Source organism: Pediococcus inopinatus (assembly GCF_002982135.1).
GTDB lineage: Bacteria > Bacillota > Bacilli > Lactobacillales > Lactobacillaceae > Pediococcus > Pediococcus inopinatus.
The window spans coordinates 1,204,044-1,227,785 of the sequence record NZ_CP019981.1 but is presented as its reverse complement, the minus strand read 5'-3'; the positions used below and the strand labels follow the sequence as shown (position 1 = coordinate 1,227,785).

General features: G+C 38.3%; 21 protein-coding genes. 20 read left to right on the top strand and 1 reads right to left on the bottom strand.

Features of this window, described 5'->3' with window-relative positions:
* Window positions 1-13: 13 nt before the first annotated feature.
* The 5 genes from mutL to yajC all read left to right on the top strand — a co-directional run bounded on the left by mutL (window position 14) and on the right by yajC (window position 5,363).
* Window positions 14-1,969 (top strand): DNA mismatch repair endonuclease MutL, encoded by a 1,956-nt coding sequence (mutL, locus tag PI20285_RS06245; protein WP_057774687.1) that lies wholly within the window; start codon window positions 14-16, stop codon window positions 1,967-1,969.
* 67 nt (window positions 1,970-2,036) lie between these two features.
* Entirely contained in the window at window positions 2,037-2,630 is a 594-nt protein-coding gene (gene ruvA / locus PI20285_RS06240) for a Holliday junction branch migration protein RuvA (protein WP_057774690.1), read from the top strand.
* 17 nt (window positions 2,631-2,647) lie between these two features.
* Window positions 2,648-3,667 carry a Holliday junction branch migration DNA helicase RuvB gene (ruvB, locus tag PI20285_RS06235; protein ID WP_057774693.1) on the top strand — a complete coding sequence of 340 codons (1,020 nt, stop codon included), beginning with the start codon at window positions 2,648-2,650 and terminating at the stop codon, window positions 3,665-3,667.
* Between the two features lie 74 nt (window positions 3,668-3,741).
* Window positions 3,742-4,884 (top strand): tRNA guanosine(34) transglycosylase Tgt, encoded by a 1,143-nt coding sequence (gene tgt, locus PI20285_RS06230; RefSeq protein ID WP_057774697.1) that lies wholly within the window; start codon window positions 3,742-3,744, stop codon window positions 4,882-4,884.
* A gap of 59 nt (window positions 4,885-4,943) precedes the next feature.
* Window positions 4,944-5,363, top strand: a complete 420-nt coding sequence (yajC, locus tag PI20285_RS06225; protein WP_057774700.1) for a preprotein translocase subunit YajC — start codon at window positions 4,944-4,946, stop codon at window positions 5,361-5,363.
* An 84-nt stretch (window positions 5,364-5,447) separates the two neighbouring features.
* Here yajC and PI20285_RS06220 read toward each other — a convergent pair whose 3' ends face one another.
* Window positions 5,448-6,737 (bottom strand): ISL3 family transposase, encoded by a 1,290-nt coding sequence (locus tag PI20285_RS06220; RefSeq protein ID WP_245080541.1) that lies wholly within the window; start codon window positions 6,735-6,737, stop codon window positions 5,448-5,450.
* Window positions 6,738-6,935: 198 nt separating this feature from the next.
* Here PI20285_RS06220 and zwf point away from each other — a divergent pair, with 198 nt between their 5' ends.
* From zwf to dltB, 15 genes are all read left to right on the top strand, one after another.
* Window positions 6,936-8,429 (top strand): glucose-6-phosphate dehydrogenase, encoded by a 1,494-nt coding sequence (gene zwf, locus PI20285_RS06215; protein ID WP_057775110.1) that lies wholly within the window; start codon window positions 6,936-6,938, stop codon window positions 8,427-8,429.
* Window positions 8,430-8,582: 153 nt separating this feature from the next.
* Window positions 8,583-9,707, top strand: a complete 1,125-nt coding sequence (gene dinB / locus PI20285_RS06210) for a DNA polymerase IV (protein ID WP_057775107.1) — start codon at window positions 8,583-8,585, stop codon at window positions 9,705-9,707.
* A 98-nt stretch (window positions 9,708-9,805) separates the two neighbouring features.
* Window positions 9,806-10,768 (top strand): DHH family phosphoesterase, encoded by a 963-nt coding sequence (locus PI20285_RS06205; protein ID WP_057775102.1) that lies wholly within the window; start codon window positions 9,806-9,808, stop codon window positions 10,766-10,768.
* Between the two features lie 3 nt (window positions 10,769-10,771).
* Window positions 10,772-12,148, top strand: coding sequence for a DEAD/DEAH box helicase (locus PI20285_RS06200; protein WP_057775099.1), 1,377 nt, complete (start codon window positions 10,772-10,774; stop codon window positions 12,146-12,148).
* Between the two features lie 249 nt (window positions 12,149-12,397).
* Window positions 12,398-15,037 carry an alanine--tRNA ligase gene (gene alaS, locus PI20285_RS06195; RefSeq protein WP_057775097.1) on the top strand — a complete coding sequence of 880 codons (2,640 nt, stop codon included), beginning with the start codon at window positions 12,398-12,400 and terminating at the stop codon, window positions 15,035-15,037.
* Window positions 15,038-15,157: 120 nt separating this feature from the next.
* Window positions 15,158-15,457, top strand: coding sequence for an IreB family regulatory phosphoprotein (locus tag PI20285_RS06190; protein ID WP_057775094.1), 300 nt, complete (start codon window positions 15,158-15,160; stop codon window positions 15,455-15,457).
* The gene (ruvX, locus tag PI20285_RS06185) at window positions 15,454-15,894 is read left to right on the top strand and encodes a Holliday junction resolvase RuvX (protein ID WP_057775090.1); all 441 of its coding nucleotides are present in this window, start codon (window positions 15,454-15,456) and stop codon (window positions 15,892-15,894) included. The genes PI20285_RS06190 and ruvX overlap by 4 nt, the downstream gene beginning before the upstream one ends.
* A 9-nt stretch (window positions 15,895-15,903) precedes the next feature.
* A complete protein-coding gene (locus PI20285_RS06180; RefSeq protein WP_057775087.1) occupies window positions 15,904-16,200 on the top strand; it encodes a DUF1292 domain-containing protein in 297 nt (98 codons plus the stop codon).
* Window positions 16,201-16,353: 153 nt separating this feature from the next.
* Window positions 16,354-18,711, top strand: a complete 2,358-nt coding sequence (locus tag PI20285_RS06175) for an endonuclease MutS2 (RefSeq protein WP_057775084.1) — start codon at window positions 16,354-16,356, stop codon at window positions 18,709-18,711.
* An 84-nt stretch (window positions 18,712-18,795) separates the two neighbouring features.
* Window positions 18,796-19,107 carry a thioredoxin gene (trxA, locus tag PI20285_RS06170; RefSeq protein ID WP_057775081.1) on the top strand — a complete coding sequence of 104 codons (312 nt, stop codon included), beginning with the start codon at window positions 18,796-18,798 and terminating at the stop codon, window positions 19,105-19,107.
* Window positions 19,108-19,204: 97 nt separating this feature from the next.
* Complete coding sequence (locus PI20285_RS11845) at window positions 19,205-19,741, top strand: helix-turn-helix domain-containing protein (RefSeq protein WP_245080538.1); 537 nt, start codon at window positions 19,205-19,207, stop codon at window positions 19,739-19,741.
* On the top strand, window positions 19,678-20,619 hold the full coding sequence (locus tag PI20285_RS11840) for an IS3 family transposase (protein ID WP_323707589.1): 942 nt from the start codon (window positions 19,678-19,680) through the stop codon (window positions 20,617-20,619). The genes PI20285_RS11845 and PI20285_RS11840 overlap by 64 nt, the downstream gene beginning before the upstream one ends.
* A 211-nt stretch (window positions 20,620-20,830) precedes the next feature.
* Window positions 20,831-20,980 carry a teichoic acid D-Ala incorporation-associated protein DltX gene (locus tag PI20285_RS06160; RefSeq protein ID WP_057774915.1) on the top strand — a complete coding sequence of 50 codons (150 nt, stop codon included), beginning with the start codon at window positions 20,831-20,833 and terminating at the stop codon, window positions 20,978-20,980.
* A 29-nt stretch (window positions 20,981-21,009) separates the two neighbouring features.
* Window positions 21,010-22,533 (top strand): D-alanine--poly(phosphoribitol) ligase subunit DltA, encoded by a 1,524-nt coding sequence (gene dltA, locus PI20285_RS06155; RefSeq protein ID WP_057774911.1) that lies wholly within the window; start codon window positions 21,010-21,012, stop codon window positions 22,531-22,533.
* Window positions 22,533-23,732: a D-alanyl-lipoteichoic acid biosynthesis protein DltB gene (dltB, locus tag PI20285_RS06150; protein ID WP_057774909.1), complete on the top strand. Its 1,200-nt coding sequence runs from the start codon at window positions 22,533-22,535 to the stop codon at window positions 23,730-23,732. Before dltA ends, dltB begins: the two co-directional genes overlap by 1 nt.
* Window positions 23,733-23,742: the final 10 nt, after the last annotated feature.

Below are 23,742 nucleotides of genomic sequence, written 5' to 3'. Positions count from 1 at the left end.
AGGTTGAGATAATATGGCAAAAATTCATGAACTTTCTGATGTTCTTGCCGATCAAATTGCGGCTGGAGAAGTCGTTGAACGACCAGCTTCAGTGGTAAAAGAATTAGTCGAAAATGCAATCGACGCCCATAGTACGCAAATTGATATTTTGGTTGAAGAAGCAGGATTGAAATCTATCGAAATTGTGGATAACGGGGATGGCATTGCAACTGAAGATGTGCCACTGGCTTTTGAGCGGCATGCAACAAGCAAGATTACCACTCGTGAAGATCTGTTTAAAGTACGTTCTCTTGGTTTTCGTGGTGAGGCCTTACCAAGTATTGCCTCGGTGGCAGATGTGGTTCTAGAGACCTCTACTGGCGATGAGACGGGAACCCAGATCCATATTAAAGGTGGACAAGTAGTAGACCACTCATTGGCAGCTGTTAGGAAGGGAACAGATATCAGCGTCAAAGACCTCTTCTTTAACACACCGGCCCGTTTGAAATATATGAAATCTCCACAAACTGAATTGGCAAATATCAGTGATATTGTGAATCGGTTGGCTTTAAGCTACCCTGAGATTGCCTTTACATTAAGTCATGAAGGACGAGAACTGATCCGAACTTCGGGACGAGGCGATTTACTGCAAGTAATTGCGGGAATTTATGGTGTGCAAAATGCTCGAAAGATGGTGCAATTTAAAGGTGAAAATGTTGATTTTGAAATCTCGGGATATACGAGTTTGCCTGAATTTACGAGGGCTTCACGACAATATATTTCTGTGTTAATCAATGGGCGATATGTCAAGAATTTTCAAGTAACTAAGGCGATTATTGAAGGATACGGCTCAAAATTAATGGTTGGACGCTATCCTGTCGCAGTTTTAAATATAAAAATGGATCCTTTGCTAGTTGATGTTAATGTACACCCGGCTAAACAAGAGGTCCGAATTAGTCAGGAACCACAATTACAAGAGCTCATTACAAAGGTGATTTATAAAGAACTTGCTAAAGAAAATTTAATTCCATCTGCAGTTAAAAATCTTAGTACTAATCGTAAGGTCAATACGGACCAGCTACAATTTAATTTAAATGAGGCTTCAGCGAAGTATTCGGAATTTACAAAGCCCGCAAGCGGAGTAGCAAATGTAACAGAGCAACAGACGGCTTCATTAGCTGAGTTGTTTCAAGCATTACCAAGCAATGGAACCCAACCAATTGTTATAAAGCATGAAACTGATTTAAAGAGTGCAGCACTAACTAGTTTTCAACAGAAGTATACTGAAGAAGCACAGGTAGCTCCTTTTGATGAAGATAGACAGGTGGAGACAGCTGAGGTTTCAGAAGGCCAGATTGAACAAGAGGCCGAAACAAAGCGTTTTCCAATTTTACAGTATGTTGGCCAAATGCATGGGACTTTTCTATTCGCAGAATCTGAAGAGGGGTTATATATTTTAGATCAGCATGCTGCACAAGAACGGATTAATTATGAGTACTATCGGGAAGAAATTGGAAAAGTTTCAACGGATTCGCAAAGCCTACTCGTGCCAATCGTGCTTGATTACGCCACAAGTGATGTGTTGAAAATTCAGGAAAAAGAAGATGTTTTGGCCAGTTGCGGCATTCAACTGGAATCTTTTGGTCCCAATAGTTTTGTGGTTCGTCAGCATCCCACTTGGTTTAAAGCGGGACAAGAAGAGGATACTGTTCGTGAGATGATCGACTATGTTTTGAATGATTCACGCATGACGGTAGCCAAATTCCGTGAAAAAACTGCCATTATGATGAGTTGTAAACGGGCAATAAAAGCTAATCATCATTTGGATGATCAGCAAGCCCGTCAGCTGATTCAAGATTTAGCTAAAACGGAAAATCCCTTTAATTGTCCTCATGGACGGCCTGTGTTAGTGCATTTCTCTAACTCAGACATGAAAAAAATGTTTAAACGTATTCAAGATCCTCACCGTCCGTTGGAAGAACAAGAATAAAAAAGAGATATGGTACAATGGATAAAAGCAAACGTATGTTTATTTTAAGATGATGGAGAGAATTTGAATGTATGAATATTTAATTGGTTATGTGACCCAAATCACACCGGAGTTTTTGGTGCTGGAAGTGCAAGGTGTAGGATACAAACTCTTTGTGGGAAATCCATATCGGTATGAAATTGATAAAAATAAACTAGTGAAAATCTTTGTGCACGAGGCTGTTTCGGAAACAGAAATTAGTCTTTATGGGTTGTATGATGCTGAAGATAAAGAACTATTTGAAAAATTAATTTTGGTTAAGGGGATTGGACCTAAGAGTGCCTTAGCAATTCTTGCAAACGAAGATCATTCTGGTCTAGTTAATGCAATTAATCAAGATGATGTAGCTTACTTAAAGAAGTTTCCAAAAATTGGGCCCAAGGCCGCTCAACAGATTATTTTGGACTTAAAAGGAAAAATGACCTTACTTTCTAGTAGTTCCACAGAACCCGTAGTCCAACCAATAGCTAATCGTAATTTAGCAGATGCTTTGGATGCGTTGTCTGCTTTAGGATATTCCTCAAAAGTTATTGCAAAAATCAAACCAGAGCTAGAAGATCAAGAATCAATGACTACAGATCATTATTTGAGTTTTGGACTTAAGCTATTAATGAAAAAATAGGGAAGAAGGTGAAATGAATGGACGATTCTGATGAAGATCGACTTGTTTCAAATGAAGCAACAGATAACGAGGAAGCCTCAATTGAAAAATCTTTGCGTCCGGCGACATTAGATCAATATATTGGTCAGGACCGGGTCAAACATGAGTTATCAGTTTATATCCAGGCGACTAAACAACGTGAGGAATCGCTCGATCACGTGTTACTTTATGGACCACCTGGCTTAGGTAAAACAACCTTGGCGATGGTGATTGCCAATGAAATGGCTGTACACATTCGCACAACAAGTGGACCGGCAATAGAAAAGCCCGGTGATTTGGTGGCTTTACTAAACGAGTTACAACCAGGTGATATCTTATTTATCGATGAAATTCATCGATTGCCCAAAATTGTTGAAGAAATGCTTTACTCCGCGATGGAAGATTTCTTTGTTGATATCGTGGTCGGCCAAGGCCCTACTGCGCATCCTATTCATTTTCCGCTTCCACCTTTCACATTAATTGGCGCAACAACGCGAGCCGGTTTGTTATCCGCACCATTAAGAGACCGTTTCGGAATTGTGTCACACATGAGTTATTACACGATTGAGGATCTTACAGAAATTGTGAAACGATCCGCTGACATATTTAACACGAAAATTACTGATCAAGGGGCCCACGAACTGGCAAGAAGGTCGCGAGGAACGCCTAGAATTGCCAATCGATTACTTAAACGAGTGCGTGATTTTATGGAAGTTTCTGATAAACAAGCAATTGATGATGAGATTGTGGCGAAGTCACTACGTTTCTTGCGTGTTGATGAAGAAGGTTTAGATGAAATCGATAATAAAATTTTAAAAACAATGGTTGAATACTATCACGGGGGACCAGTTGGTTTGGGAACCATTGCCGCGAATATTGGGGAAGAGTCTGATACAATTGCCGAAATGTACGAACCTTATTTGATGCAAATTGGTTATTTGAACCGGACCCCTCGTGGGCGAGTAGTTACTGAGAAGGGCTATGAACATCTTGGTTTGTCAGCACCACAACAAAATTAGGCACAAGAGGCTAATTTTTGAAACTATATATTTAACAAAAATAAACAAGTAAGCATTAAGAATGGAGAATTTGCGTGGAACCTGCAATCAAATATCATTTAATTAAAAAAGAAAAACATACGGGGGCTCGTTTAGGCGAGATTGAAACTCCCCACGGTACGTTTCCAACGCCAATTTTTATGCCAGTCGGAACCCAAGCAACCGTTAAGTCAATGTCTCCTGAAGAGCTTGAAGATATTGGGGCTGATATTATTCTTTCTAACACGTATCATCTGTGGGTTCGTCCCGGAGAAGATATCGTTAAAGAAGCTGGTGGACTGCATAAGTTTATGAATTGGAAGAGAGGAATCCTGACTGATTCAGGTGGATTTCAAGTTTTTTCACTTGCTAATTTGAGAGATATTTCTGAAGAAGGTGTTCATTTTCGGAATGAGATTAGCGGTGCTAAAATGTTTTTGAGCCCAGAAAAGGCAATTCAGATTGAAAACGATCTGGGACCGGATATCATGATGAGTTTTGACGAGTGTCCACCGTTCTTCGAAAGTTATGAATATGTAAAACATTCGGTAGAACGAACTAGTCGCTGGGCAGAACGGGGCTTAAAAGCCCATCAAAATCCTGATTGGCAGGCCTTGTTTGGAATTGTTCAAGGAGCCGGTTTTAAAGCCTTACGTGAGCAAAGTGCCAAAGATCTTGTCAGTATGGATTTTCCGGGATATTCCATTGGTGGTTTATCAGTTGGGGAATCCAAAGATGAAATGAATCGAGTTTTAAATTTTACAACCCCCATGCTGCCTGAAAATAAACCTCGTTATCTAATGGGTGTTGGTTCTCCTGACGCCTTAATTGACGGAGTAATGCGTGGCATTGACATGTTTGATTGCGTCCTTCCTACAAGGATTGCCCGCAATGGCACCTGTATGACCTCGCATGGGCGACTAGTTGTCAAAAATGCAATATATGCTCGTGATTTCACACCGCTAGATGATAACTGTCAGTGTTATACTTGCAAAAATTATACGCGTGCTTACGTCCGTCATTTGATAAAAACAAATGAATCATTTGGAATTCGGTTGACAAGTATTCATAATACTTACTTTTTGGTGCACCTTATGAAACAGGTTCGCCAAGCGATTATGGATGATAACTTGCTTGAATTCAGAGAAAACTTTTTTGAAGAATATGGGTACAATAAAGAAGATGCAAAGAATTTTTAAATATACTGGAAGTAAACGCTAATATTTGATACAGTTAAGATAAAGAAAATGAGGTGTTTATATTGTTATTAGCAGCAAATGCAGGTTTAGGTGGAGGCGCAGGTACAATTGTCTTCATTATTTTGATTTTTGGATTAATGTATTTCATGATGATTCGTCCACAAAAGAAACAACAACAAAAACATCAAGATATGATGAGCAAACTTCAAGTTGGTGACAAAATTGTCACAATCGGTCGTTTACATGGCGTTGTTGATTCAATTGATGAAGATGCAAAAACAGTTACTTTAGACTGTGATGGCATTTACTTGGTTTTTGACCGTAGCGCTATTATGCGTGTAGATCATGTTGAAGCTGTGCAACCAGCAGCCAAGGAAGCTACTTCTACTTCAGAAGCTGAAGCAACACCAGATGTTAAAGAAGCTCCAGACGCTGATGATGCTCAGAAGTCAACTGATGAAGCAGCAAATAAAGAATAATTAGTTAATTTAAAAGGGTCTCTGTCAAACTGTATTGGTAGAGATTTTTGAAGGCATGTTCACTTCGGTGAATGTGCTTTTTGTTTACTCATGAATTAAACTGATACGAATGAAGAAGTTATGAATATTTCGAAAACCAAAACAGCTACGCTTTAATACCTTGATTTTGCGATTAAGTCCTTCAATAGGACCGTTAGAATACGGATAACGACAACTGTTGAGCACTGCTGAGCCGTTCTTAACGAAGGTTGAAATGGTGACGTCCATTTGATTACCAGCTACTTGGTAGTTGGTAATCAAATTTTTAAATCCCGTGGCATTCTTTTGGTGGATAGCAGTTAGAATGCCTTGATAAGTTTGATACACAGTTTTGAATTCTGGAAATTCATCTAAGGCAAGGTCGATGGCGTTCTGTTGGGTCATATACTCGTTAATGCCTCGTAAATAGATAAGCTTAGTGTCATTGATTTTCTCTTCTGCCAAATGAAATAAACGCCATTGAGATTTAAGGATGCGGTAAATGCGTGAATGCTTATCTTGAAAAGTACGGATAATGCGTGTACGTACATTGTCTAGTGCACGACCAGCAAGCTGAATAATGTGGAAACGGTCAATAATCGTGACAGCGTTCGGGAATAAACGATGAATAAAGCTGGCATATTCGGCGTTCATATCAATAGTAATTGTTTGAACTTTCGCACGTTCTTGAACTGAATAACGAGCTTCAAAGTAATCAATGATATCCTTCCTGAGACGATCTTCGAGGGTCACAATGCGGCGATGACTAACGGCATCGCAACAGTTAAAGGACATTAGATGATTACAGGAACGAAATTCATCGAAACAAAGATTTGGTGGAAGTTGCTTAACACGGTAAGCCAAGTGAATATTTGCATTTAAAATACGTTGCACACTACTTGGTGAAATGCCACAAATTTTAGCGATTTCTTTACTGGTCAGCATGTCACGAGCTAGCACAATGACCTGATGTTTAACATTGTGGGTAAAAGTTTCATTACGTCTAACGAGGTTAGTTTTAGCTCCACAGGTTTTTAAACAATGTTGGCATTGATATCTTTGTCTTCTTAGCTGCATTTCATAACGTCCGCCTGATAAGGTTCCCAACCTTAGATGACTAACGTGGGTACCGTTTTTAATTAGACTTTTATGGCCACAATGGGGACATTTCACAAGCTGATAAGAAAGGTTGGCGTGAACGACATGAATTCGTTGTCCATTCGGGCAACGTTTCTTGGTAACACCAGTTACGGTTATATTTGGGTCTGTCATTTCAAACAAGCTTAAGATAGAATTAGTTAGGGACATCTGTTTTTCCTCTTTTCGATTTTGTTTGGCGATTAAATCGTAGCACAAAGAGGACAGATGTCCTTTTAATTTTCAAAATAAAAACTGGTATCAGTTATTCACCAATACCAGAAAGTGTAGACCCATTTAAAAGGGATTGAGACATATTTGTTTCAAATCTTTTTTTTTAGGTGTAAAAAGTTGTGTATTTAAAACGAAAGTTTCATAATTAAAGCGGAATCATATTGTGAAAGAGAGGCAAATGAAATGACACAGCAAGCGTTGTTTATAATTTTTGGAGGAACGGGTGATTTAGCCTATCGTAAATTATATCCTTCATTATTTCGTTTGTATGAAAAAGGCTATTTAAAAGATAATTTTGCTGTGATCGGGACGGCACGTCGTCCTTGGACCAATGATCATTATCATGAAGTTGTTATGAATGCCATCGCAGATGATGGGCATGAGTCTGAACGGACAAACAGTGAGATTGCCCGAAAATTTGCCAGCCACTTTTATTATCAATCTCATAATGTCAATGATACAGAACATTATGTGGCCCTACGAAAATTGGCTGACAAATTAGATGAGAAGTACGATCTCAATGGAAATCGAATTTATTACTTAGCAATGGCTCCTAGATTTTTTGGAACAATTGCAGGTCATTTAAAGTCTGAAAAGTTAATTACGGATCATGGCTATAATCGCTTGATCATTGAAAAACCATTTGGTCGTGATTTTAAAACGGCTAAAGAACTTAATGACGACATCTCATCTGCATTTTCTGAAGATCAAATTTATCGAATTGATCATTATTTGGGTAAAGAGGCTGTTCAAAGTATTGCAGCACTGAGATTTGGAAATTCAATTATTGAATCGCTTTGGAATAAGGAACATATTGATAATATTCAGATAACATTGGCAGAATCGTTAGGTGTTGAGGAACGGGCTGGATATTATGAAACGGCTGGTGCACTGCGAGATATGGTACAAAATCATATTCTGCAAATCATTTCATTACTTACTATGCAAAAGCCTAGTGAATACACAGCTAAAGAGTTACGAGATCGAAAGGTGGAAGCTTTGGAAAATATCAAGGTTTATTCACCAGAAGAGGCTTCAAAAAACTTTGTTCGTGGTCAGTATGATGAAGATGCCGATCATGAACAATCAGATTACCGACATGAAGAAGGAACCGATGAACAATCACAGATTGAAACATTTGTGGCTGGGAAGTTGGAAACTACTAATGGCGATTTATCTGGGGTTCCAATTTACATCAGAACTGGGAAACGTCTTGCACGAAAATTAACACAAATTAATATTGTTTTCAAAGACACTACTGACAATATTTTTAAGGCTGTGGGGGATCAAGATACAAATCTTGTCCAAAACGTTCTTACGCTTTATGTTGAACCGGACCAAGGCTATCAACTTGATCTCAATGTAAAAAATGGTAATCAAGGTTATGGGATAATGCCAATTCATTTGGAATATCATAAGACAGCTGCTGAGAAAGCAAAGGTACCGGAAGCATATGAAAAACTCATTCACGATGCTTTAGATGGTAATCGCACTAATTTTGCTCATTGGCATGAAGTTGCCCAAGCTTGGCGAATTGTTGATGTCGTTCGTCAAAATTGGGATAGTCAAAAAGCTGATTTTCCTAATTACATTAGTGGCACAATGGGACCAAAGGCTTCGCAAGAATTATTGGCACGAGATCATCGAACCTGGATTTTTGGTGCAACCAAACATTAAAAAATTGGAACGATTAATCAACAAGCAGTTGATTGATCGTTTTTTGTTTTGTTTAGCTTGTTTTCAAACGTACGTTCGATTAAACTAAATAAGAAACCAAATTTATTGTTTAAGGAAAAAGCAAAGTGTTAAGACTTAAAATTAGGTGATGAAATGGCTCAAAACGACGCAATTCTTCCCATTAATATTAATACTTCTCGTAAAGTCATTCATGTTGATATGGATGCTTTTTATGCTTCAATAGAAGAACGGGAACAACCAGAACTTCGAAAAAAGCCACTTATCATAGCTCGAGATCCTCGTAAAACTGGGGGTAAAGGGGTAGTTGCAACGGCAAATTATTTAGCGCGGCAATCAGGTGTTCATTCCGCAATGAGTGCTCAAAAAGCGTTGGAATTATGTCCAAAAGCAGTTTTTCAAACTCCCAATTTCACATTATATCGGGCCGTCTCTGATCAAATCCATGAAATCTTTCATGAATATACTGACAAGATTGAACCGATTGCCTTCGATGAAGCTTATCTAGACGTAACGGATAATAAGAAGGATATTGAGAGTGCAGTGGAAGTTGCTCATCAGATTCAAAGCGAAATTTTTGCCAAGACTAAACTGACTTGCTCAACGGGAATTTCGTACAACAAGTTTCTTGCTAAGCTGGCTTCTGAATATCAGAAACCGGTCGGCGTTGCAGTCGTCTTACCAGAAGATGTCCGAGAGTTTCTAGATAAGTTACCAATTGAAAAGTTCCGTGGGGTTGGTAAAAAAACGGTCCCCAAAATGCATGAATTGAAAATCTTCAACGGTAAAGACATGTATCAAAAAAGTGAATTATATTTGATTCATAATTTTGGAAGATTCGGGGATGCGTTATATCACCACGTGCGAGGTTCTGATGACCGCCCAATTGAATATTTACGGGAACGAAAATCGATCGGTAAGGAAAGTACCTATAATCCGAATTTAACAACGGATAATGAGGTAGAAAATGAACTTAGTAATTTGGCAAGAAACGTCGCCATTGCAATGAAAAAAAGGCAAAAGCACGGTAAAACCTTAGTTCTCAAGTTGCGCTATGCGGATTTTGAGACCATCACTAAGCGACAGACTTTGACGGAATTTATTGAGAATAGTGAGGAAGCGTATCTATTTTACGCACGTCAGCTTTTTGAGGAGTTTGGTGACAGTCAGCGAGGAATCAGATTGTTGGGTATAACAATGACAAATTTGGCTAGTATAAATTTTGAAAACATTACTTTACCGTTATTTAAATCAGATTGATTTTCGGCTTTGTGTTTAACCGCAAAAGCTAGTATACTGGGAAGAAGTGAAAACTTGGCAAATCTCAAAAAACTAGTCAAGGATAGAAAGAAGAAATTATGACTCTGCAACAGGAAATATTTGAACAAATAAAAAAACATCAACGCATTATTATTCATCGCCATCAACGGCCAGATCCAGATGCAATTGGTTCTCAAATTGGTTTGGCAGAAATTATTCATGCTTCTTTTCCAATGAAGACTGTTTTAGCAGTTGGAAAACAAGTAGGTGGCTTATCATGGATTGGTGAGATGGATACGGCCGACGATGATGATTATGATGATGCTTTAGTAATCGTCACAGATACTGCTAATCCACCACGGGTTGATGATAATCGGTATACCAATGGGCAGGAATTAATTAAAATTGACCATCATCCCAATGATGATCCATATGGTGATTTGGCTTGGGTGGTTCCAAGTGCTTCAAGCAGTTCAGAAATGATTTTTGATCTTTACCATCAATTTAAACATGAGCTGACTTTAAATGCGAAGGCTGCTCAGGCACTTTACACCGGAATTATTGGTGATACGGGTAGATTCTTATATTCAGATACTACACCGCATACGCTACGAGTGGCTGCTTCTTTGATGGCAACAGGCTTTGATGTCACTGCTGTCAATCAAAAATTAGATAGTATGCCATTATCTGTTGCGCATCTTTCTGCCTACGTTTACCAAAATTTACAGATCACAGAAGATGGCGCTGCCTCAGTTTGTTTAACAGGGGAAGTATTAGACCAATTTGATTTAAAAGATGCTGGTACAGCAGGTGTTGTGCCCCTACCCGGAAAAATTGACTCTGTTGTTTGTTGGGCAATTTTTGTAATCCAAAGAGATGGTAGTTATCGAGTTCGCCTGCGTTCTAAAGGGCCAACAATTAATGAATTAGCTAAGAAACATGATGGTGGGGGACATGCCCTTGCTAGCGGTGCAAAAGCTAAGGATCTTGATGAAGTTCAAACGATTCAAACTGAATTAGCAGCAATCGCAACAGCTTATAAGAAGAGCGAGAAGGAGTAATTAATGAAAAACGGTTTTTTAGAATTTAATTTACAACCATTTTTGATGAGCGCCTTAGATGAGATTAATTTCACTCAGCCAACACCAGTTCAAGAAAAACTAATTCCAGTTATTCTGGCTGGCAGAAGTGTGATTGGTCAGTCACAAACAGGTAGTGGAAAAACACATACCTTTTTGTTACCACTGATCAATCAAATCAATCCGTCCAAAAAACAAGTTCAGGTTGTCATTACAACCCCTAGTCGAGAACTTGCTTATCAGATTAATGCAGCTGCCCGTCAATTAGTGGGCTCTGATGAAATTAACATTGAAATTGGTAATTACGTTGGGGGAACTGATAAAAAACGGCAGATGGACAAGTTAAAGCATCGACAGCCACAAATTGTTATTGGAACACCAGGAAGAATTTGGGACTTAATTCATAGTCAAGCTTTAGATGTGCATCTGGCTTCACAATTTGTCGTTGATGAAGCTGATATGACCTTGGATATGGGATTTTTGAATGAGGTAGACAAGATTGCCGCAAGTTTACCAAAAGATTTGCAAATGATGGTCTTTTCGGCCACTATTCCTAAGTCATTGAACATCTTTTTAAAGAAGTATATGTCAAATCCAGTGATTGAAGAGATTCCTGTTCAGAGTATCATTAGTCCCACAATTGATAACTGGTTAATTTCTACAAAAAGTAAAGGTAAGAATAATGTCATTCATCAGTTGTTAACAATTGGTGAACCTTATTTAGTGTTGATTTTCTGTAACACAAAAGAGCGTGCTGATGAGTTAACAGATTACTTGAAACAACAAGGGTTGAAAGTTGCCAAAGTTCATGGTGGCGTTAAACCGCGTGAACGTAAACGAATTATGAAAGAAATTCATAATCTTGATTTTCAATTTGTCGTTGCCACTGATTTAGCATCACGTGGGATTGATATTGAAGGTGTTTCAATGGTCATCAATGACGGGATTCCTGATGATCTCGACTTCTTTATTCATCGAGTTGGGCGAACTGGGCGTAACGGGATGTCAGGAACAGCCATTACGCTCTACGAACCAGGTGAAGAAGAAAAAGTTTCTGAAATTGAAAAATTAGGGGTTAAATTTCAGCCTAAAGCAATCAAGAATGGCGAAGTCGTTGATTCATATGATCGTAACCGCCGGACAACGCGCGTTAGAGATCACCATAAGTTGGATCCAACGATGGTGGGAATGGTTAAGAAGAAGAAACGTAAGGTTAAACCTGGCTATAAACGTCAAATTAGAAAAGCGATCGAAATCAAAGATCAAAGTGATCGTCGTAAAGCACAACACACAGAGTTCTTGAGAACGAAACGGCAAAGAATTAAGCAACATAGAGCAAAAAGAGATCATGGCGAGGATTGACAAGTCGATATTTTTTGCAATATAATAATTTTTGATTGAGGACATATTAAAACGAATAAACTTTCAGAAACGTTTTGGATGCTGTGAAAAACGAGTTTAGAGTTTTGATGCTACCCCGGAAGTGTTTCGCGACTCTGCGTTAAAGAGGTCAAGAGGTTAACGAGTAAGATCGTTGCAAGTAAAGTGGTACCGCGCAGAAGCGTCTTTACTAGCAACGGTCTTTTTGTGCAATTAGAAGGGAAGAAAATCATGGAGAGAAAATCAAGTAGTGAAGTTAGAAAAATGTTTTTGGACTTTTTTAAGTCTAAAGGTCATATTGTAGAACCAAGTGCACCATTAGTACCACACGATGATCCAACGTTATTGTGGATTAATTCTGGGGTAGCCACAATGAAAAAGTATTTTGATGGCAGTGTGGTGCCAGATGTGCCACGGCTAACTAGTTCACAAAAAAGTATTCGAACAAATGATATTGAAAACGTTGGTCATACTGCGCGTCATCATACGTTATTTGAGATGTTAGGAAATTTTTCGGTAGGAGATTATTTTAAGGAAGAAGCAATTACATGGGCTTGGGAATTATTGACTAGTCCAGACTGGTTTGCAATGGATCCAGAGAAACTCTTTATTACGGTTTATCCAAAAGATACGGATGCTAAACATGATTGGGAATCAGTTGGTGTGCCAGCAGACCATATTATTCCCGTGGAAGATAACTTTTGGGATATTGGCGAGGGCCCAAGTGGTCCAGATTCAGAAATTTTCTATGATCGTGGCGAATCGTTTAATAATTTAGCTGATGACGATCCGGAAAATTATCCTGGTGGCGAAAATGAACGTTACTTAGAGATTTGGAATATTGTTTTCTCACAATTTAATCATCAACCGGATGGTTCATATGAGCCATTACCTAACAAGAACATTGATACGGGGATGGGGCTTGAACGAGTAGTTTCCATTTTCCAAAATGCGCCTACAAACTTTGAAACTGATTTATTCTTGCCATTGATCCATGAGACTGAAAAATTTAGTGGTAAAAAATATAATGAGGATAAAGAACAAGATGTTGCCTTTAAGGTAATTGCAGATCATGCGCGGGCAATTACATTTGCAATTGGGGATGGCGCTCTTCCTTCGAATGAAGGTCGGGGCTACGTGATTCGCCGTTTGATTCGGCGAGCTGTGATGTATGGTCAAAAGCTTGGTATTGAAGAAAGCTTTTTATTTAAATTGGTCCCAGTTGTTGGGAAGATTATGCAATCTTATTATCCAGAAGTGCTTGAACAAAGTGATTATATCGCTGAAGTCGTTTCATCAGAAGAGAGTCGTTTTAATGAAACTTTAAACGATGGTGTTCAATTGCTTGATCAAATCATCAAAAAGAATAAAGAAAATAACGTTAAAGAAATTAATGGATCAGATGCCTTCAAACTTTTCGATACTTATGGCTTTCCTTTAGATTTGACTACTGAGTATGCTCATGATGAAGGGCTAGAAGTAGATCAAAAAGGCTTCGAAGCTGAAATGCAGCAACAAAAACAACGTGCTCGTGCAGCACGTGGTAATCAAGTTTCCATGGGTGTGCAATCAGGATTACTCACAGGAATTCAAACCCCAAGTCGTTACGTTGGGTATACTGAATTAACTGTAGATCATGCGGTTCTCAAAGATATCATTCAAGATGACCAACTTGTGTCAGATGCAAAAAAAGGTGAAGCCCAATTAATTTTTGATGTCACACCATTTTATGCAGAAATGGGGGGCCAGGTTGCTGACAAAGGGACGATTACTGATGTTGATGGTAATGTGGTCGCGGAAGTAAAAGATGTGCAGCATGCACCAAATGGTCAGAATTTGCATACCGTTAAAGTACTACGACCTTTGCAAACGGAACAAGCATACGTATTAAGTGTAGACCGTCATTTCCACAGTAAGGTTGAAAAAAATCATACAGGAACTCATTTGTTGGACCAGGCTTTACGAGACGTTTTCGGTGAACATACTAAACAGGCGGGCTCTTTAGTTGAACCGGATTATCTGCGTTTTGACTTCACTCATTTTGGTCAAGTCACGCAGGCTGATTTGCAAAAAGTAGAAAGCATTGTTAACGAAAAGATATTTGCTGAAATTCCAGTTAAAACAGTGGAGACTGACATTGAATCTGCTAAAAAGCTTGGAGCAATCGCCTTATTCAGTGAAAAATATGGCAAAAAAGTCCGCGTGGTGAGTGTCGGTGATTATTCAGTTGAATTTTGTGGTGGCGATCACGTTAAAAATACAAACGAGTTAGGTTTGTTTAAAATTGTTTCGGAGTCAGGAGTCGGAGCTGGTGTACGTCGAATTGAGGCCGTTACTTCAGCTGAAGCCTACGAATATTTATTGAGCCATGATGAACTTTTAACCCAAACAGCTCAAAAAGTGAAAGCTGTTCAGGTCAAAGATACACCGCAAAAAGTAGCTCAATTGCAAGAAACTGTTAAAGCACTTACACAAAAAGTAACGAATCTAGAAAACAAGATGGCTAAAGAAGAAGCGGCCGGAATTTTTGATGATGTGAAACACGCCGGGCAATATTCCGTAGTGGCAAGTGTCGTGAATGTTACCGGGATGGCTCAATTAAGAGATCTAGCTGACGACTGGAAACAACGCAAAGCTTCAGATGTTTTAATTCTGGGTGCTGCTGTCGGTGAAAAAGCTAATTTATTAGTTGCTGTTTCAGATGCACAGGTTAAGGCTGGTCTAAAAGCTGGCGACCTAATCAAAGCAATTTCTAAGGAAATAAATGGTGGCGGCGGTGGTCGACCTAACCTAGCACAAGCTGGGGGTAGTAACCCATCAGGACTGAAACAAGCATTGGCCAACGGAATTTCATGGTTAGCAGAAAAGTAATAAAATGTTTCGGCTTGACTAATAGCGTGTTACGAGTTGATTACAATGGACTGCATTGTTTGTACTTTTGTGGGGTATCAGGTAAAATTATCTTGATAAACAATACAGGAGGTGCTTTCGATGAGTAAATTAGATAAGACAATGTTTTTTGATTTCAGTAACGATGCACCTAATGACTTACATGAAACTTTGAAAACAGTTTATGATGCTTTGGAAGAAAAGGGATATAATCCGATTGATCAAATTGTTGGCTATTTACTCTCGGGAGACCCAGCTTATATTCCGAGATTAAACGATGCGCGAAATTTAATTCGTAAACATCAACGTGATGAAATTATCGAAGAATTGGTTCGTAATTATCTTTCTAAAGATCGTGATGACTTAAATAAGTCTGGTCAGTCAGCTGGTCCTGTCAAATGAGATTAATGGGATTAGATGTTGGCTCAAAAACGGTCGGAATCGCGGTCAGTGATGCCTTGGGATGGACTGCACAGGGCGTGGAGATCGTACCAATCAATGAAGCACAAAAAGAATTTGGTTTAGACCGCATGAAAGAATTAGTTGCTCAATACGAAGTGGCTGGAATTGTGGTTGGACTGCCTAAAAATATGAATAATACGTCTGGCCCTCGGGTTGATGCTGCAAAAGCATATGGCCAACTGATGATTGATACATTTGATTTACCAGTTGATTATGAAGATGAGCGATTAACAACCGTTGAGGCGCAACGAATGTTAATCGAGCAGGCTGATACTTCTCGAAAAAAGCGAAAAAAAGTTATTGATAAATTAGCAGCTAGCTTGATTCTTGAAAACTATTTAAATCGCCAAGGTAAACTACTAAATAAATTGAAGTGAGGATTTCTAATGAGCGAAGAAGCAGATAAAGAACAACAAATTACACTCGTTGACGAACACGGAAATGAAGAACTTTACAACGTTTTATTTACATTCGATTCTGAAGATTATGGTAAGTCATATATGTTTTTGTATCCATCTGACGCAGAGGACGATGCAGAAGTAGATATTCAGGCATACTCATACATTCCTGATGCGGATGGTAATGCAGACGAGGGTCAGTTAAACGAAATTGAATCAGACGATGAATGGAAGATGGCTGAAGAAGTTTTGAACACCTTTTTAGGTGACAATGACGAAGATTAATCTACAGTTACAGAATAAGTAAACGATCGAATCTGAGAAGACTCAATATTCAGATCTGATCGTTTTTTGTTTGATAAACTTGTTGTTTGGGTTAAGATAAAATTAGGTAATAAACACGTCAAGTACGATTAGATGAACAAAGGACTATAAGTGATGAATAAAAAAATTTTTGAAACACTAGAATATCAAAAAGTTAAAGACAAACTGAAACCATATTTGACTTCTGATAATGGAAAACAAGAACTAGCTAATCTAGAACCAATGGTAAACCAAGATCAAATTCAACGAGCACTTACCGAGACATTAGATGGAGCGGATGCCTACCGATTAAAGGGTGGAATTCCAATTGCAAGGCTTGCTAATATTTCTCCACAGATGAAACGCCTTGAAATAGGCGCAACTTTAAGTGGGCTTGAATTATCACAAGTGACAAAGATGTTACGAACTACGCAAGATGTGCTTAATTTTTTTAAGAAACTCCAAGAAGAAAAAATTGAATTTCGGACCTTATATACGACTGTCGATAAATTACAGGCGCTACCAGAAATATCGAAACGGTTAATGAAATCTATTGAGGGCGATGGCCATATCACCAACGAAGCTTCCGATAAGTTATTTGGAATTCGTAATCGAATTTCATCTACCGAATCAGAAATTAGAGCGAAGATGGACGGCTATACCCGTGGAAAAGATGCCAAGTATTTAAGTGACTCGATTATTACAATGCGAGATGGTCGGTATGTTATTCCGGTCATGGCCCAGTACCGAAGCCATTTTGGTGGGGTAGTGCACGATCAAAGTGCTTCTGGTCAAACGATGTACATTGAGCCCCAAGCGGTGATGGAACTTAATAATCGTTTACGGCAAAATCAAGTTGAAGAAAAAACTGAGGAAGAACGAATCTTAACTGAATTATCAGAATCGCTAATTCCTTATCGAGAAGACTTGTTAAATAATGCAAAAATTTTAGGACATTTGGATTTTATCAATGCCAAGGCTCGTTATGCGGCTGAAATTAAGGCTACGGAACCAACTATTTCAGAGCAAAATCAAGTGCATTTTCGACAAGCTCGACATCCTCTAGTTGATCCAAAAAAGATTGTGCCAAATGACATTGATCTTGGAGAAGATTATAAAGCTTTAATTATCACCGGACCAAATACCGGTGGAAAAACAATTACTTTAAAAACTTTTGGATTATTGCAACTAATGGCGCAATCAGGTTTATTTATTCCAGTTTCGGAAAATAGTCAGATGGGAATCTTTACTGAAATATTTGCCGACATTGGTGACGAACAATCAATTGAACAAAATTTGAGTACTTTTTCTTCACACATGGATAATATTGTGAAAATTTTAGATCAAATTGATGAACGTAGCTTGGTTTTGTTTGATGAACTTGGCGGGGGTACCGATCCAAAAGAAGGGGCTGCTCTCGCGATTGCTATTTTAGATCGGGTTGGTAGTTCTGGTAGTTACGTGATGGCGACAACGCATTATCCAGAGTTAAAGGCGTACGGTTATAATCGTCCAGAGACAATGAACGCCAGTATGGAATTTGATACAGAATCTTTAGAACCAACATATAAGTTGTTAGTTGGTATTCCTGGGAGTAGTAATGCGTTTGATATTGCGACTCGTTTGGGGATCGAACCTGGTGTGATTATGCAGGCAAGATCTTTAATTGATCAGGACAGTCAGGATTTGAGTGCGATGATAGCTGATCTATCTGCGCGCCAAAAAGAAGCCGCCGATCGAGCTGCAAAATTAAAGGTGGAAGTAGCGGAAGCAGAATCACTGCACAAAGATCTAGCTAATGAGTATCAGAAATTACGTAATTCCAAAGATCAGTATCTAGAAAAGGCAAAATTAGAAGCTAACAAGTTAGTTGAAGATACCGAAGAAAAAACGGATGTTATTATCAAACGACTAAGAAAAATGGAAATGCAAGGTGGAGCAGCGATTAAGGAAAATCAACTCATTGATTCTAAAAGTGAGTTAAATGCGCTCCACCAAGCACCAAATTTGAAAAAGAATCGGGTTTTGCAACGGGCTAAAGCAAAACAGGCCCTAAAACCTAATGATGATGTCATGGTGACTAGTTACGGACAACGTGGGTCGCTCTTACGGCAAACAGATAAAAAGCATTGGGAAGTCCAAATGGGCATTATTAAGATGAAAGTGCCAACGGATGAGATTGAAAAACTCGCGCCTGAAAAAGAACAACCGCAAAAGAATCATACAACTATTCGGCGTTCCAGTTCATCTGTTAAACCAACGCTGGATTTGCGTGGTAAACGTTATGAAGAAGCGATGACGGAAGTTGATCGTTATGTTGATTCAGCGTTATTGGCAGGTTATCCAATGGTCACGATTGTGCATGGTAAAGGAACTGGGGCTTTGCGAAAGGGAATTACGGAATATTTGCAAAGAAATCGTCAAGTTAAACATTTTGAATATGCTACTCCAAATGCCGGTGGTAATGGGGCAACAGTGGTTCAATTTAAATAACTAATTTTTTGTAAGCAAAATTTTTGGTAATTAGATAATTCTTTGATAAACTAGTAACAGATATTGAGAAAGAGGGCTATCAAGATGGTAGAAACAATTACAGATGATGATTTCAAAGAAAAAACTGGTCAGGGTGTAACATTGACTGACTTTTGGGCAACATGGTGTGGACCTTGTCGGATGCAATCTCCAGTTGTTGAACAGCTTGAGAGTGAAATGAACGATAAAGTTAAGTTTACAAAGATGGATGTAGATGCCAATCCTGAAACTGCTCAAAGCTTTGGGATTATGAGTATTCCTACATTGATGGTTAAAAAAGATGGCGCTGTTGTGGATACATTGGTGGGCTATCACTCAAAAGAACAGATCGAAAAAGTTTTAGAGCAGTACGCTTAATTAGAGTTAAATAATAGCAACCACGGTATAAATCTGGCTTGTTTTAAAGTGAACCCCCAAGGTTGGACAGAAAAATCCAATTTTGGGGGTTTCATTTATGAGTAAATTTAATTTCGATTTTAAAGTTAAGATTGTCACCGAGTATTTAAGCGGTCAGGCAGCTTATTCACTAGCGAGAAAGTATGGGATTGGCAGCAAGGCTACCGTTTCAATTTGGATTCAGCGATTTGAAAGATTTGGTATTAAAGGACTTCAGCCAAAAGCCATGGACTTAGAATACACTAGTCAGTTTAAAGTTGATGTATTAAACTGGAGGAAACAAAATCAGGCCTCACTTTCAGTAACCGCCTTACACTTTAATTTATCCTCGCCAAGTACAATTTGGCAATGGGAAAAGCGATTTGAGACATTAGGAATTGAAGGGCTTGAGCGAAAGCGAGGCAACTCGAAAAATATGGCAAAACACAAGAATGAGAACGCTAAACCAGTTGTCCAAAAGGACAACTCAACAACAAAAGATACTTTAAAGCAACTCCAAAAAGAGAATCAAATGTTGAAGATTGAGAATGAATACTTAAAAAAATTAGAAGCCTTAGCTCGGAAAAAATCAGCACAAAGGAAATCTCGAAAATAGCGACTGTGTTGAGGCAAATATTCCAAGTATCAATTAAATTGATTCTCAAAGTAATTAAAATACCGCGTAGCACGTATTACTACACTCGAAATCATGAAGGTCGAAAATTCAATGACGATCAAGTTATTCAAGCAATTGATGAAATTCGACAACAAGATTTAAAATACACAAAGAAGTACGGGTACCGTCGAATTACAAGTGCTCTGCATGATTTAGGATTTCAGATAAATCACAAGCGGGTTTTACGTATTATGCAAGAACATGCCTGGATATGTCATGCCTTTAATCGCCAAACTCGTAAATATAACTCGTATAAAGGATTAGTTGGTAGGATTGCCCCTAATCGGTTAAAGCGTCGCTTTAAGACCGACAGACCCTATCAAAAACTTGTAGCAGACGTCAGTGAATTTCGATATGGATCTATGGGAACAAATGAACGCGTTTATTTGGAACCGGTACTAGATTTATTCTCTGGAGAAATTTTAGCATTTAATATAAGTGAACATCCAACAGTTGAATTCGCCATTAAACCGCTCAAAGAAGCTTTAGAAGGACTTCCGGCACTAAATTATCGGACAACAGTTCATACTGACCAAGGCTTTCAGTATCAACATCGCCAATGGCGAACGCTCTTGAAAGAACATCATGCATTCCAAAGTATGTCTCGTAAAGCGACTTGCCTTGATAATGCAGTAATGGAGTCATTCTTTCATATTATGAAAGCAGAAATGATGGATGAACATTTTGAAGATAAAACTAGCCTAATTCAAGCAATGAAAGATTGGATAGACTTCTATAACAACCGTCGTATCAAAACAAAATTAAACGGCAAGCCCCCGGTAAAATACCGAGAACTCGCTGTTCAAAAAGCAGCTTAATAATTTGTCCAATTTTAAGGGTTCACTTCATTTTAGCCATATTTATACCGTGGTTTTTTATTGTTTCTTAAAGTATATAAAGAATTAGTTAACAGTTATGTTAATGGATTGTTACGAGAAGATTAATTGATTATACTGAAACATATTTACACGTCAATTAATTCATGAGATACTGTGAAAGGTGCAGACGTGCATTCGAGGGGGGCGAAACATGAAAAATCAGTTAAAAACATTATGGCAGCGGGAATGGGTGAAGTTTCTGGGGCGTATGTTTTTTTATTTTTTTGTTTTTTTAATTTTGGTATATTTATATGGTTACAGCGGAATTAGCGGTGGCACATTTATCTACAATGAGTTTTAAGTGATTTGAAAAGTATTAGGGGGGAAACAATGCAAATTACGAACGTGATTAATGCAATTGATAAAAATAGTGAGCTTACACCAAATCGTATTGCTTATGATTATTTGGGTGAGACGCATACCTATCATGAATTGAAATGTTATTCAGACGCATTGGCTAGTAAAATTTGCCAAATGAAGTTAACCGTTGGAGCTCCAATTATGGTGTTTGGTGAACAAAGTTTTGAAATGGTGGCGACATTTTTAGGAATTGTAAAAAGTGGACATGCTTACATTCCAATTGATCAACATTCACCAAACGATCGAATAGAAATGATTCAAGAAATTGCCGACCCTGCTGCTTGCATTGCGGTGGAACCACTGCCAGTTTCAATCAAAGAAATTCCGGTAATTGGGCCTGATAAGTTGGCGCAAATTTTCAAAACAACTGGGAATTATGATCCAAGTCTGGCAGTTTCAGATGATCAAAATTATTATATTATCTTTACATCTGGTACAACTGGAAAACCAAAAGGGGTTCAAATTAGCCATCAGAATTTAACAAGTTTCGTCAATTGGATGTTAACAGATTTTGATTTACCAAAAGCCCCAGTAAGTTTAGCTCAAGCACCATATTCCTTTGATCTATCAGTGATGAGCCTTTACCCAACGTTGGTGAGTGGCGGAACTTTACGAGTTTTACCTAAAAAAATTACAGATAACTTTAAACAACTTTTTGAATATTTACCACATATGAAACTGAATGTATGGGTGTCAACGCCGTCATTTGTTGATATTTGTTTGTTACAGCCAGAGTTTGATGCGACACATTACCCAATCTTGAGCCGATTTCTGTTTTGTGGTGAAGAGTTAACGCACCGCACAGCTACTCAATTGAAAGAACGATTCCCGCAAGCTAAAATCTATAATACTTATGGTCCAACTGAGGCTACGGTTGCGGTAACGTCAATTGAAATTACACAAGAAGTCTTAAAGGATTACCAGCGGTTACCAATTGGTAAGATTAAATCAGATATGGAAATTGAAGTGGTTGATCAAGTTGGGCAGCGTGTTACACCTGGTGAAACAGGCGAACTAGTTATTTCTGGTCCTAGTGTTTCTAAAGGGTACTTGAATAATCCAACTAAAACAGCTCAAGCCTTCAAGCAGACTGATAATCACCGTGTTTATCATTCAGGTGATTTAGGTACAAAGGATAAAAATAATATTTTGCACTACTTAGGTCGGCTGGATTTTCAAATAAAATTACATGGATATCGAATAGAATTAGAAGAAGTCAATCATTTTTTGAATGCACAAAGATTTATTAAACAAGCAGTGGCAGTTCCAAAATACGACGCCAATCATAAAGTGGCCCAATTAATTGCGTATGTGATTGCAGAAGACAACGATTTTGAATCGAAAATGGCCTTAACAATGGCTATAAAAAAAGACTTGCAGGCTACCATGATGGCATATATGGTCCCAAATCGACTTGTTTTCAAAACGAGCCTGCCGCTGACTGCTAATGGCAAAATAGATTTGAAATCAATTATGAGTGAGGTTAATTCGTAATGTTAACATTTACACCGTATGAAAACCCCACCTACTTCGCTATATTAGCGCTTGGACTCTTACCAATTGTAATTGGCCTGCTTTGCGGCAGAAGATTTCACTGGTATGAAACTTTAATTTCGTTCTTCTTTTTAGTTCTCATTTTTGGTGGCTCCAAGTTGTCACAAGGAATTGCTTTAATTGCGTATCTAGTCTATGAAGTGCTGTTGGTTTGGGGATATATCGAGTATCGAAAAAAGAAAAATCAGACCGGTATCTTCGTGGGAGTTGTGATTCTGGCAATTTTGCCATTGGTAGTTGTTAAAATTACCCCGGCTATTCAAAATGGTACGCAATCCATTATTGGGTTCTTAGGGATTAGTTATTTAACGTTCAAAGTTGTTCAGACCATCATGGAATCTCGTGACGGGGTTTTAAAAAAATTTGATCCGTGGTTCTTTCTACAGTTTCTAGTTTTCTTTCCAACCATTTCTTCGGGACCAATTGATCGCTATCGACGGTTCAAACGTGATTACGACAATGTTCCTAAACAAGATAAATACTTGAAACTTTTACAAAAAGGGCTGCACAATATTTTTATGGGATTTATTTATAAATATATGTTGGCCTACATTTTTGGGACGCTGTTACTACCTAAATTGCAGCATCAAGCTTTAATGGCTCATGGCCTTTCTTGGTCGCTTGTCGGTGTGATGTATGTTTACAGTATGTATCTATTCTTTGATTTCGCGGGTTACAGTTTGTTTGCGATTGGTACAAGTTATTTTATGGGTGTTGAAACACCGATTAACTTTAATGCACCGTTTAAATCCCATAATATCAAAGAGTTCTGGAATCGTTGGCACATGACTTTATCATTTTGGTTCCGTGATTTCATTTATATGCGGTTAGTTTTCTTTTTAATGAAACATAAAGTTTTTAAGAGCCCAAAAACAACGGCTAACGTCACCTATATTATCAATATGACAATTATGGGTTTCTGGCATGGGGTGACTTGGTATTATATTACTTATGGTATTTTACACGGGGTCGCACTCGTTGTGAATGATTGGTGGCTAAGATACAAGAAAAAACACCAAGCCCAATTACCACACAATAAGTTTACAGAAGTTTTTGCAACATTTATAACTTTCAACTTTGTTTGTTTTACATTTTTACTATTTTCAGGCTTTTTAAACACAATGTTTTTCGTGAAGTAAGTTAATTTTT